The organism is Dokdonia ponticola, assembly GCF_042653865.1.
GTDB lineage: Bacteria > Bacteroidota > Bacteroidia > Flavobacteriales > Flavobacteriaceae > Dokdonia > Dokdonia ponticola.
In genome coordinates this window covers 134771-147080 of sequence record NZ_JBHSFV010000004.1, presented here as the reverse complement: position 1 = coordinate 147080, position 12310 = coordinate 134771, and the positions used below count along the sequence as shown (strand labels likewise).

Genomic DNA, 12310 nt, shown 5'->3' with positions numbered 1-12310 from the left:
CTTTCGCGAAAGCGTACCCAGCATGTATCAATACAAAAGACTTTGTAAAATTAATAGCTGTAAACGTACGATTTCCAAGAGGCAAAACGTTATGCTAGTAAGAGCATACAACTACTTCAACTAAATTATCGAAAAATGTCATCAAGAATCACCTTTGTGGGGATGGTTGTTCTGTTGTTGCTATCTTCATCATGCCAAGAGTCGGGGTGCTACAAGTCCCAACGCAATCAAATCTTAGGAAAAAACGAATATAATAGTAAGGCGTATCAGGAGGAGCTGTACAGGCTTATCAAAGAGAGTTCAGAGGTTGACTATTACTTTGAAATGCGAGAAGAAATTTTTGGGCAGAGTTATTTAGTCATTAATGCTTTTGGAGACGCTTTTTGTGGGAAATTATGCCTGATGATTCCTGAGGAAGATGGAACTGATATTACTTTAAAAGATTCGGCAGAGTTTCAGGGAGCGCAGCTGATAGGTTTGCGTTACAACCAACATAAAACCGATTATGGGTCTGCGTTGGTCTATGATTCTGTAGAGTATATTGTAGATTAATTATAGGAAATATATATCAAGGGACGATTCTCCTCCCAAAGTTGATGAGGATGTATGGTTTTTTAAAACCTACGCTTCTTGTTTTTTGTTTTCCAGTGTGATCTGTAATGACGAGTGTTGGGTAGGCGGAAACACTATATCTACGAGCTATTTTAATACCTTCCTTAGATTCTGCATCAATAGAGATATTAATAAAATTTTTATTAAAGTAGGCGCCTACTTCTGGGTCTTTAAAACTTGTACGTTTTAATTTTTTACAAGGCCCACACCAAGTCGTATAAAAATCAATGAATACATATTTATTTTCTTCTTTGGCTTTGATGAGTGCTTCTTCCCAGCTTCCTTTAAAAAATGTAATCCCTTTTCTCTTCAAAGCGGCATCACTATAGCTAGATAGTGTACAGACTAAAAAGAAGAGTAGAATTACATGATTACTTTTCATAGCAGAAATAATATAAAGAAGTTAAGGTAAGAAGTTTTTTAATGAGTAGCTTCTTTTTCGGCTAGAATACTTTTATATGCAGCGCGGCGTATTTTTTCTCCTGTGATAAAGCTATTCTCGGCATCCTTATCTGAATGATAGTCGGCGGTCAGGGATTCCATGGCGACCACTTCTTCTTCTGTTTTACCTTCTTTAATCGCTTGGCTTACATTTTTATGAATCCCGACGAGCATGTCATGGTATTTTTGATACTCAGCTTTTGTAGCGACAGGACCATGGCCAGGGATAATTTTGGTGCTATTATTAATGAGTAGCAACCCTTTCTTTGCAGCTTCAATATCTCCTTTTAGACTTCCTCCGTTATTGATGTCAATGTATGGGAATTTATGGTTTCCATGAAAAAAGGTATCGCCTGTATGCAATACATTGCTTTGGATAAAATAAACTAAGGCGTCACCATCTGTATGAGCATGGTGTACATGAGTGATAAAAATGTCATTTTTGTTCATATAAAAAGTAGCGTCATCACTAAACGTAATCACAGGAAGTCCGGAATCAGCTGTTTTTTTGTTGTTAGCAAGACGTTTACGGACATTGTCATGCGCAACAATCATCGCTCCGGCAGCTTCAAAGTTTGTGTTTCCACCTGAGTGATCTCCGTGAAAATGGGTATTCACTAAAAAGGTTACAGGTTTATCTGAAATGGTTTTGATAGCGTTGGTGATTTTTTCGCTTAGGGGTGCAAATTGGTCATCTATCATAAAAACACCATCGTCACCTACAGAGATTCCGATATTTCCTCCAGCTCCTTGAAGCATATAAATGTTGTCAGAAACAGGTTCTATCGTGATTTCTACGTTGTCAAAACGTCCTTGAGCACAGCTAATGTAAGCTGTTGCTAGCAAGGCTATAAGTGTAATTTTTTTCATGTAAATGGTTTCTGTTAAGTGCTTGGGGTCGTAAATTACTGAGAAAGCTTTCGCGAAAGCGTAATTTTAACAAGCATTTATGATAGGTATAATGTTGCGTAAACGACAATCAGGGAGTATCTTTGCACAACTTTTAAAATAGCTAATCTTCTATTGATTTGAGCGACGTTGCAACACATACTATTGCTGTATCCCCTTGGCAAGATTTCAAAGAAATCACAAAAATGCGATTGTCAATTAGCGTTGTATTTTCAAGTGTTGCAGGATATTTTCTCGGAACTTCAGAAATAGACTGGGCGATTGTAGCGATGCTAGCCGTAGGGGGTTATTTTATGGTAGGTGCTTCTAATGCGTACAATCAAGTATTGGAGCGTGATCTAGACGCCTTGATGGATCGCACCAAAAACAGACCTGTTGCTTCTGGGCGTATGTCTGTAAAAACAGCGCTAGGAATTGCTATTTTGTTTACCATATTAGGACTTGCTACCTTATTTTATATTAATCCTCAGACAGCTATGTTTGGAGGGATTTCCATATTCATGTACGTGTTGTTATATACACCTCTTAAAACCAAAACACCTCTTTCTGTTTTTGTAGGGGCTTTTCCAGGGGCGATTCCTTTTATGTTAGGATGGGTAGCGGCAACCAATGATTTTGGGATAGAGCCAGGGACGTTATTTATGATTCAGTTTTTTTGGCAATTTCCACATTTTTGGGCGATAGGTTGGTTTTTATTTGATGATTACAAAAAAGGAGGCTTTTTTATGCTTCCTACAGGTAAAAGAGATAAAGGCACCGCGGTACAGGTAATTTTGTATACAGTATGGACGATCCTAATTTCGCTAGTTCCCGCATTTGGGGTAACAGGTGGATTATTTTTATCACCTATTGCAGCGATTATTGTAGGAGGATTGGGTGTGTTTATGTTGTATTGGGCTGTTAAGTTGTATCAAAAAAGAGATGCCGCTACCGCCAAAAAACTCATGTTGTCTAGTGTGACATATATAACGCTTCTTCAGATTGTATTTGTAGTAGATAAATTTTTAAGATGATGGATTACACAGCAGGAACAGAAAAATTAAAACAAGATCGCGCCAAAAAGCAAATGCTTTGGTTTGGGATCATTAGTTTATGTATGACATTTGCAGGCCTTACAAGTGCATACATTGTAAGTATGGAGCGTAAAGATTGGTTAGATGATTATGAGTTCCCGCAGTCGCTTATTATATCCACTGTAATTATCCTTGTAAGTAGTCTTACGATACAGCTAGCAAAAAATGCAATTGTGCAGGATAAAAGACAACAAGGAACTATGATGCTCGTGGTTACTCTGCTCCTAGGATTTGCTTTTATAGGATTTCAATACCAAGGGATATTTACGGAGTTGACAGGTCAAGGCTATTTTATGACAGGAGCGTCTAGTAGCATTACAACGACATTCTTGTTTTTGATCATTGCTGTGCATATTGCGCACGTAATCGCGGGAATTATATCACTTAGCATCGTAGTTATAAATCACTTGAGAGGAAAGTATACTAAAGAAAATCATTTAGGACTTAGCTTGGGAGTAACTTTCTGGCATTTTTTAGATGTGTTATGGTTGTTCTTGTTTTTGCTTTTATACTTTACGAAGTAATTTTCAAGAATTTTGAGGGCTCATAATCCAACTTATTCAAAGAAGAATTGCCTTTTTATAAATAAAGGTAAATAAGGTCATTATAAAACCTAATTTTATCTTTGAAATACGGATATAAAATACCTATTTTTGCAAACGATAAATTAACCAAAATGTCACTATGGACGCTACTGTAACAAATACAACAGGCGAAGGAAAAACTTGGGGAGGTGGAAACAAGCCTTTAAAAGCAAGCTATGGGAAGTTAATGATGTGGTTTTTCATCGTATCCGATGGATTATCTTTTTCAGGATTTCTTGCTGCTTATGGTTTTTCTAGATTTAAATTTATAGATTCTTGGCCTATTGCAGATGAGGTGTTTACTCACTTTCCTTTTTTGCATGGTGTAAATGCACCTATGTATTATGTAGCATTTATGACCTTTGTTCTTATTATGTCATCGGTAACGATGGTACTTGCTGTAGATGCAGGACATCACATGAAAAAGAACAAAGTAATCATTTATATGTTCCTTACTATTATAGGAGGAGCTGTCTTTGTAGGTTCGCAGGCTTGGGAATGGGCTACTTTTATAAAAGGAGACTATGGTGCCGTAGAGACTAAGGGTGGTAAGATATTACAGTTCTTAGATGCAGAAACAGGAAAACGTGTAGCACTTGAAGACTTTGCTATTGCATTGCCAACAGAACGTGTGCAAAATGAGCGCAAGAATGGCGTTTGGTATCAATCTGAAGGAACACTTCCTACGTATACCATAGAAGAAGTGAAAGCAGGTTTTGCAGCAACTCCTAACCTTTTGATACGTACACAAATTCTTAATGAAAAAGGAGAAAAAACAATCCTCAGTAGAGAAGAGTCTCTAGCACGTTTAAATAACGATGCTGTAGGAATCGTAGAAGGAGCTAATCTAAGACATAATGAATATGGAGCGCCTCTTTTTGCAGACTTCTTTTTCTTTATTACAGGTTTTCACGGTTTTCACGTATTTTCAGGGGTTCTTATTAATATCATTATTTTCTTTAATGTAGTAATAGGTACTTATGAGCGTAGAGGGCATTATGAAATGGTAGAAAAAGTAGGACTGTATTGGCACTTTGTAGATTTAGTCTGGGTATTTGTATTTACTTTCTTCTATCTTGTTTAATTTTATTCCCGTGAAGACGGGAATCTCAATAAATATGAGAATCTCAAAATGTAGCTTTCGCGAAAGCGGAAACTTGAAAAAATAATTTCAATAGCATAAGCACTATTTATATAAGTTATGGCACACGAACATAAATTAGAAATATTTAGAGGACTTTTAAAGTTCAAGTCTAACGTATCAAAAATCTGGGGTGTACTTATTGTACTCTCTATTGTAACAGCAGTAGAAGTTGCACTAGGTATTATCAAGCCAGAATCACTTACAGAAAATACATTTATAAGAATGAAACTCCTTAACTGGATCTTCATTATCCTTACTATATTTAAGGCATATTATATTACATGGGATTTTATGCACATGCGTGATGAAGTAAAAGCTTTAAGACGTATGGTTGTATGGACTGGGGTATTCTTAATTTTATATTTAGTATTTATCCTATTAACAGAAGGAGACTACATTTTTGACGTATACGACACAGGATTCCAAAGTTGGGATTTTTAATATAATTTAGAAAGCGGTTTTTATAACCGCTTTTTTTAGCGATACACTGTATTCATTTTTTTAATATTATTTTAAGAATATTCGGTGTTAGAAAAACAAGTACTATGAAAAAGAAACTAGTGCTTATTGCACTTTTTGTTTTGCCCATTGTGGCCTATTTATTCTTTTCTTCAGGAATATATAACTTTGCCAAGCTTCCTACGATAACAGAAAAAATAGCAGATGTTACCACCGTTTCTACACGAGAGATTAAATCTGAAGGGTATTCCTCAGATACGCCTTTAACGTTAGAAGGGCATGTGACATTAGTTGGATATCTAGGGGATAACCTTACTTCCAATATTGGATATACAGCCAACCTTAATTTGATGATCTATAAGTATTTTGTGAAATACGAAGATTTTCAAATGATTCTTTTTGTTTTACCAGGAAGTGAACAGGCCATAGCAGATTTAAAAATAGAATTAGGACGAATCTTTGACGTGTCTAAAATACGCTTTGTTCAAGCAACAAAGGAGCAAGCAGAAGCGCATTTTAAGAGTTTAGGCACTACATTGAGCTTAAATTCTAATGCAAGTCACTCTAATGTATTTGTTATTGACAAGGCGTTAGCTCTACGATCTGGGCATGATGATAAAAAAGCCAACAAATTTGGATACGACATCACACAAGCTGTAGAAATGGGGTATATAAAAGACGATATTAAAATATTACTAGCAGAATATAGATTAGCACTTAAGAAAAATAATAATGCGAGTGATAAAATAGAACAACGTAGAGAAAAGAAATAATGCGAAAGAACACGTATATAGGGATTGCTTTTGTTGTACTTATTTTTGGGATTATTTTTATTCCTAAAATATTTCAACGATTTTCAAATGACGACGTCGTAAGAGGGGGTCGCATGCACGCGGTAGGAGAAAAAGAAGTCGTTGATACAGATGAATTATTATACATTAAAATTAATGATAAAGAAAAAAAAGTACCTTCTTTTAAATTTATAGATCAAAATAAAGACACGATTTCTGATAAAGATTATAGAGGGAAAGTGTTTTTAGTGGAGTTTTTCTTTACAAGATGTACAGATATCTGCATTCCTATGAATCATAACTTGCAAGCGATTGCAAAACTATTTGAAGACGAACCTAACTTTGGAATTGCTTCTTTTTCTATAGATCCAGAGCATGATACACCTGAGGTGATGAAGAAGTATGCTACAGATTATGGAGTAACCCATCCTAATTGGCATTTTATGACAGGTGAGCGATCTGATATATTAAAACTTTCTAATGAAGGTTTTTATTTGGCTACAAACACCAATGATGATCTCGAAAACGGATTGTACCATTCTGGGCTTTTTGCGTTGATAGATCAGAATGGCTTTATACGCTCTCGTCCTGATAATACAGGTAATAATCCCAAGCCTTATTATAGGGGCTTTGTGCCTATGGATACCAAGGTAGGAGCGGGTGAAGAAAACCCAGAAATAGATATACTGATAGAAGATATTAAAAAATTACTTAAAAAATAATGAGTACACAGCTTTCAGAAACAGAAAAGAAATACCAAAAATGGATCATTGTATTATCTGTTGTGATCCCTTTGGCGGTGGCGGTATTATTTGGTATCAAGCTTAAAGACTTTGGTTTTGATGTAGAGCCGCTTACTTTTTTACCTCCCGTTTACGCAACAATTAATGGTTTAACCGCTATTGTCTTGGTGCTAGCAGTGCTTCAAATAAAAAATGGGAATCGCAAAGCCCATGAGCGATTAATGAAGTTTGCGATACTCCTTTCTGTCTTGTTTTTAGTGATGTATGTAGCCTACCACATGACTTCAGATTCGACATCTTATGGCGGTGAAGGTGCGATTCGTTATTTGTATTTCTTTATTCTGATTACTCATATTGTACTTTCTATTGTTATTATTCCATTAGTTCTTTTTACGTATGTAAGAGCGCTGGCAGGACGTTTTGATAAACACAAGAAATTGGCAAAAGTCACTTTCCCAATATGGCTTTATGTTGCTGTAACTGGCGTGATTGTGTATCTTATGATTTCACCCTATTATATTCAATAAGGAAGATGAGCATTAGAAAAAGCATAGTTGTTGTTTTTATGATTGTTGTTTCCGCTTTCGCGAAAGCAGAAATAGTATCACTTCCTTCTTTAACGACTACTCAATGTGCTATGTGCCGCGCGGTATTAGAATCTGAAGAAGACAATAGTACGGCCAAAGGGATTAATAATGGAATCAAATATCTTATGGTGATTCCCTATATTCTAGTGGGTGGTGTCTTTTATTTTGTCTATAAATCTAGAAAAAAGGACAAAGAGAAGACTATTTAAAAGTCTTTATATTACATTAACTGTAACAAGTCTTTGATTACTTTGTCTTATGGGTTGTTAAACTTTATAAACTGTTCAAATACAGCTTGCATATTATAAGTTTAAACGAGTTGAAGCCTTTATGTAAAGGTATTAACACCAATTTCACACAATTTTAGCTTTACATTGTTAATATTGTATACTCAATGATAGCGACTATGATCCAAATTAAAGATTTACATAAATCATATCAAATGGGGAGCAACTCGCTTCACGTTTTAAAAGGCATCGATTTTAACGTAAAAGAAGGCGAACTGGTCTCTATTATGGGGTCTTCAGGTTCTGGAAAGTCTACCTTGCTAAACATCCTTGGGATGTTAGATGAGGCAGATCAGGGATCGTATACCCTAGATAATGTGCCCATAAAAAATCTTAATGAGAAAATTGCAGCACAGTACCGAAATAAATTTTTAGGTTTTATTTTTCAATCCTTCAATCTTATTAATTATAAAAATGCGTTAGATAATGTAGCTATGCCTTTGTATTATCAGGGTATGAAACGAGCAGAGCGCACTGATAAAGCGATGCATTACCTTGAAAAAGTAGGATTAGCCCAATGGGCTACCCACTTACCTAGTGAGATGTCTGGAGGACAGAAACAGCGTGTGGCCATAGCCCGAGCGCTAGCGAGTGACCCAAAAGTACTGCTTGCAGATGAGCCTACCGGAGCTTTAGATACTACGACTTCATATGAAGTAATGGAATTGATACAAGGAATTAACGATGAAGGAAAAACCATCCTTGTGGTGACCCACGAGCCAGACATCGCTGAGATGACGAAGCGTATTGTAAACCTCAAAGACGGTCGAATCATAGATGATAGACCTGTTAACCAAATACTAGCTAAATCCCATGTTTGATATAGAACGCTGGCAAGAGATTTTTGAAACCATCGGAAAAAACAAGCTCCGTACTTTTCTTACGGGACTCTCTGTTGCTTCTGGGATCTTTATATTGGTCATCTTATTGGGATTTAGTACTGGGATTCAAAAAGGAGTCAAAACACAATTCTCTCGAGATGCTGAAAGTAAAGTAAACGTATGGACAGGCGTAACCACCAAAGGATATGCTGGTCTGAATCCTGGGCGTCGTATTCAGATGCATAATAGTGATCTAGAAAATGTAGAGCAAAAATTTGGGGAAGCTATAAAGGATCAAACAGGACTCTATAATATTTGGGGAGGTCAAGTTAATTATGGTAATGAATCTGGGACGTACAGAATAGAAGGAGCCAATTACGGACAGCAGTTTATTGAAAATGCAAGCCTCTCGGCAGGAAGATTTCTTACTCAAAAGGACGAAGATGAAGGTGTTAAAGTAGCGATCATAGGACAAAAAGTAAAAAATGATCTTTTTAAGCGATCAGAAGCAGTAGGAGAAACCATAAAAATTATGGGAATCAATTTTCTCGTAGCAGGTGTTTTTACAGATCCAGGTGGGGAGCGAGAAGAATCACGCATATTTATACCACTTAGCACAGCACAACGTGTTTTCAATGCAGGAGATAAGATACGCTCCATGGCATTTACAATTAAAATGTCTGAAAATTTTGATGAGGCTGTAGCATTGTCGGCTGCAGTAAGCCAAGGAATAGAAGACGAGATTAAATCTCGATACCAAATTGCACCAGACGATCGTAGTGCAGTACGTGTGCGATACAACCTTGAAGAAGCTAAGAAAATTTATAGTCTTATAGACACCATCAGAATGGTGTTTTGGTTTATTGGAATAGGGACTATAATAGCAGGTGTGGTAGGTGTAAGTAATATCATGCTCATTATTGTAAAAGAGCGTACCAAAGAAATAGGAATTAGAAAAGCACTTGGTGCATTACCAGGATCCATTATAGGCATGATTTTACAGGAGTCTATTTTTATTACAGCGATTGCTGGTTTTTTAGGTTTGTTCTTGGGTGTAGGTTTATTAGAAGTTGTGGGTCCACAAATAGATAGTGATTTTATAAAATTTCCACAAGTAGATTTTGTTACGGCTATTTCGACAGTAATCATTTTGATTGTTGCTGGAGCTTTAGCGGGTTATATCCCTGCAAGAAGAGCTGCAAATATTAGACCTATCGAGGCATTGAGGGATGAGTAGATAAATAAATAAATGAGAGTATTTAGGGATATGCGAATTTATGTCAATAGTAAGCTTTCGCGAAAGCATATAAAATAGATGCTAATTCTAGAGAATCTTTCTAAATAGCATAATAAGAATTAATTAATAATCAAGTCAAATGTTTAATAAAGAACGATGGAATGAAATACTAGAGGCGCTTAATGCAAATCGGTTTCGTACGTTTCTTACGGCTTTTGGTGTGTTTTGGGGAATCTTAATTTTAGTGCTTCTTCTAGCACTTACTAACGGATTAAAAAATGGAGTCGCATCAGATTTTGGGGATTTTGCCACAAACTCCATGTTTATGTGGTCCCAAGGTACTTCCATGTCCTATAAAGGATTGCCAAAAGGTCGCTACTTCAATTTTAAGTTAGAAGATGTAGACGTGCTTAGGGAAAAGTATCCACAACTTAAATACATCTCTCCTAGAAATCAATTAGGAGGGTATAATGGTGCTAATAACGTTACTCGTAATGAGAAGACAGGGGCTTTTAGTATCTATGGTGACTATCCAGAGTTTATTAAGCAACAACCTCAAGATATTACCTCTGGGCGCTATATCTCATATTCAGATATAGAAGAAAAACGCAAGATATGTGTGATAGGGGAAGATGTGGTAAAGGGTTTATACGATAAAGGCGAAGAAGCTCTCAATACGTACATCAAAATAAACGGAGTCAATTTTTTAGTGGTAGGTACTTTTAAGAACCCTAAAAGTAGTGGAGATGCTGAGGAAGGAGCTAATACTATCTTTGTGCCATTTACCACCTTTTCTCAAGCCTTTAATCGAGGAGATAATGTAGGTTGGATGGCTATTACTGCCGAAGACGGTACTAAAATAACAGACATCAAACAACAAGTGTTTGCTACGATGCGAGAGCAGCGCTCTGTACATCCCGATGATAAACGTGCTATAGGTCACTTCGATCTTGCTGAGGAGTTCGGGAAAATCATGGGTCTTTTCTCAATTTTATCATTTGTAGGCTATTTTGTGGGAGCTTTGGTTTTAATGTCTGGTGCCATTGGGATTAGTAATATTATGCTTATTGTGGTAAAAGAGCGTACCAAAGAAATAGGAGTACGTCGCGCACTAGGGGCTACCCCTTGGGAGATAAAATCACAAATTTTGCAAGAGTCTTTGGTTCTTACCATCGTATCTGGAATGGCTGGGATTGCATTTGCGGCAGGTATTATCTGGGTGATGAACAGTATTTTGGATCAAGTAGGCAAAGTGGACAATTTTGCAAACCCATCCGTAAATATAAATGTCATTTTTATCGCACTGGCTATTCTTATTGTATCTGGATTGCTCGCTGGACTTATACCTGCAAGTCGAGCTACACAAATGAAACCTGTGGATGCCCTTAGAATAGAATAAACATATACTTAACATACAACAATCAATCAATTTAAACATAGAATGAAACGTACAGGAACTATTATCACGCTTCTCATTATTGCCATCGCATTTATAGTGGGTATATGGTACATTTATACAAAAGACAAGCAAGACCCCGTTGTTTATCAAACCGAACAAGCTACAAACCGTACAATTGTTAAAAAAACAGTTGCAACGGGAAGTATTGTTCCTAAGGAAGAGGTACTTATTAAGCCTAATATCTCGGGTATTATTAAAGAGATTTATGTGGAGGCAGGAGATAACATCAAAGCAGGAGATCTTATTGCACAAATCGAAGTCGTTCCGAATGTATCTTCTTTGACCAATGCAAAAAATAATATTGCCAGTGCTCGTACAGCAGTGCAAACCGCGCAACTTGCTTTCGAAAATCAAAAAAGTATATACGATCGTCAGAAAGCCCTTTTTGAAAAAGGAGTGATTTCGGCCAATGATTTTGATGGTATTAAAAATGCGTATGATCAAGCAGAGCAACGTGTAAAACAAGAGGAAGTAAACCTTACTTCAGCTTCTCAAAACTATGATATCATTAAGACAGGAACCACAAGTGGTCTTGGAAATGCAGCAACTACACAAATACGTTCTACCATTACAGGAATGATACTTGATGTCCCTGTAAAAACGGGAAATCAAGTGATTGAAGCCAACAACTTTAATGATGGAACTACAGTGGCGACGCTAGCTGATGTAGAAAAAATGATTTTTGAAGGAAAAGTGGACGAGAGTGAAGTGGGGAAAATAAAAGAAAATTTACCTTTAGAAATCACTGTGGGTGCCATTGAAAACAAAGTTTTTGATGCGACCCTAGACTACATCGCTCCGAAAGGAGTTGCCGAAAATGGTGCGATTCAGTTTGAGATTAAAGGGACACTTGCCAAAAAAGATGATTCCATTTTTATACGAGCGGGACTTAGTGCAAATGCAAGTATTATTCTAGAAAAAGCAGAAGATGTGCTTGCAATTAAAGAGGCGCTTGTGCAATATGACCCGAAGACCAAAAAACCTTTTGTTGAAGTAGCTACCGGCGATCAAGAGTTTGAACGCAGAGATATTGAGGTAGGGGTAAGTGATGGGATTTTTGTCGAAGTTAAAAACGGCGTTACCGCAGAAGACAAGATCAAAGTTTGGAATCAAATTAAAGCTCCAGTAGGTTTTGGAGGGAGAGGGTAGTTAAAAAAAATAGC

15 protein-coding genes are annotated in these 12310 nt (G+C 36.6%); 13 read left to right on the top strand and 2 right to left on the bottom strand.

What is annotated here, in order from left to right; genetic code table 11:
• Positions 1-135: 135 nt before the first annotated feature.
• Positions 136-552 carry a hypothetical protein gene (locus ACFO3O_RS08705; protein ID WP_379978211.1) on the top strand — a complete coding sequence of 139 codons (417 nt, stop codon included), beginning with the start codon at positions 136-138 and terminating at the stop codon, positions 550-552.
• 16 nt (positions 553-568) lie between these two features.
• On the opposite strand, the gene ACFO3O_RS08700 is transcribed toward ACFO3O_RS08705, so the two are convergent.
• Positions 569-994, bottom strand: coding sequence for a thioredoxin family protein (locus ACFO3O_RS08700; RefSeq protein ID WP_379978210.1), 426 nt, complete (start codon positions 992-994; stop codon positions 569-571).
• A 38-nt stretch (positions 995-1032) separates the two neighbouring features.
• Complete coding sequence (locus ACFO3O_RS08695) at positions 1033-1923, bottom strand: MBL fold metallo-hydrolase (protein WP_379978209.1); 891 nt, start codon at positions 1921-1923, stop codon at positions 1033-1035.
• Positions 1924-2081: 158 nt separating this feature from the next.
• Here ACFO3O_RS08695 and cyoE point away from each other — a divergent pair, with 158 nt between their 5' ends.
• The 12 genes from cyoE (at position 2082) to ACFO3O_RS08635 (ending at position 12296) form a co-directional block, all read left to right on the top strand.
• Complete coding sequence (gene cyoE, locus ACFO3O_RS08690) at positions 2082-2975, top strand: heme o synthase (protein ID WP_379978208.1); 894 nt, start codon at positions 2082-2084, stop codon at positions 2973-2975.
• The gene (locus ACFO3O_RS08685; RefSeq protein ID WP_379978207.1) at positions 2972-3559 is read left to right on the top strand and encodes a cytochrome c oxidase subunit 3; all 588 of its coding nucleotides are present in this window, start codon (positions 2972-2974) and stop codon (positions 3557-3559) included. The genes cyoE and ACFO3O_RS08685 overlap by 4 nt, the downstream gene beginning before the upstream one ends.
• A 160-nt stretch (positions 3560-3719) precedes the next feature.
• Positions 3720-4703: a cytochrome c oxidase subunit 3 gene (locus ACFO3O_RS08680; protein ID WP_379978206.1), complete on the top strand. Its 984-nt coding sequence runs from the start codon at positions 3720-3722 to the stop codon at positions 4701-4703.
• A 117-nt stretch (positions 4704-4820) separates the two neighbouring features.
• Positions 4821-5204: a cytochrome C oxidase subunit IV family protein gene (locus tag ACFO3O_RS08675; RefSeq protein WP_379978205.1), complete on the top strand. Its 384-nt coding sequence runs from the start codon at positions 4821-4823 to the stop codon at positions 5202-5204.
• A 104-nt stretch (positions 5205-5308) separates the two neighbouring features.
• Entirely contained in the window at positions 5309-5995 is a 687-nt protein-coding gene (locus tag ACFO3O_RS08670) for a hypothetical protein (protein ID WP_379978204.1), read from the top strand.
• Positions 5995-6735 carry an SCO family protein gene (locus ACFO3O_RS08665; RefSeq protein ID WP_379978203.1) on the top strand — a complete coding sequence of 247 codons (741 nt, stop codon included), beginning with the start codon at positions 5995-5997 and terminating at the stop codon, positions 6733-6735. The genes ACFO3O_RS08670 and ACFO3O_RS08665 overlap by 1 nt, the downstream gene beginning before the upstream one ends.
• A complete protein-coding gene (locus tag ACFO3O_RS08660) occupies positions 6735-7283 on the top strand; it encodes a DUF420 domain-containing protein (RefSeq protein ID WP_379978202.1) in 549 nt (182 codons plus the stop codon). The genes ACFO3O_RS08665 and ACFO3O_RS08660 overlap by 1 nt, the downstream gene beginning before the upstream one ends.
• 38 nt (positions 7284-7321) lie before the next feature.
• Entirely contained in the window at positions 7322-7552 is a 231-nt protein-coding gene (locus ACFO3O_RS08655; protein ID WP_379978333.1) for a hypothetical protein, read from the top strand.
• Between the two features lie 197 nt (positions 7553-7749).
• Positions 7750-8451: an ABC transporter ATP-binding protein gene (locus tag ACFO3O_RS08650; protein ID WP_379978201.1), complete on the top strand. Its 702-nt coding sequence runs from the start codon at positions 7750-7752 to the stop codon at positions 8449-8451.
• Positions 8444-9688, top strand: coding sequence for an ABC transporter permease (locus ACFO3O_RS08645; RefSeq protein ID WP_379978200.1), 1245 nt, complete (start codon positions 8444-8446; stop codon positions 9686-9688). Before ACFO3O_RS08650 ends, ACFO3O_RS08645 begins: the two co-directional genes overlap by 8 nt.
• Before the next feature lie 139 nt (positions 9689-9827).
• Complete coding sequence (locus ACFO3O_RS08640) at positions 9828-11087, top strand: ABC transporter permease (RefSeq protein WP_379978199.1); 1260 nt, start codon at positions 9828-9830, stop codon at positions 11085-11087.
• 42 nt (positions 11088-11129) lie between these two features.
• Positions 11130-12296 (top strand): efflux RND transporter periplasmic adaptor subunit, encoded by a 1167-nt coding sequence (locus tag ACFO3O_RS08635; RefSeq protein WP_379978198.1) that lies wholly within the window; start codon positions 11130-11132, stop codon positions 12294-12296.
• Positions 12297-12310 lie beyond the last annotated feature (14 nt).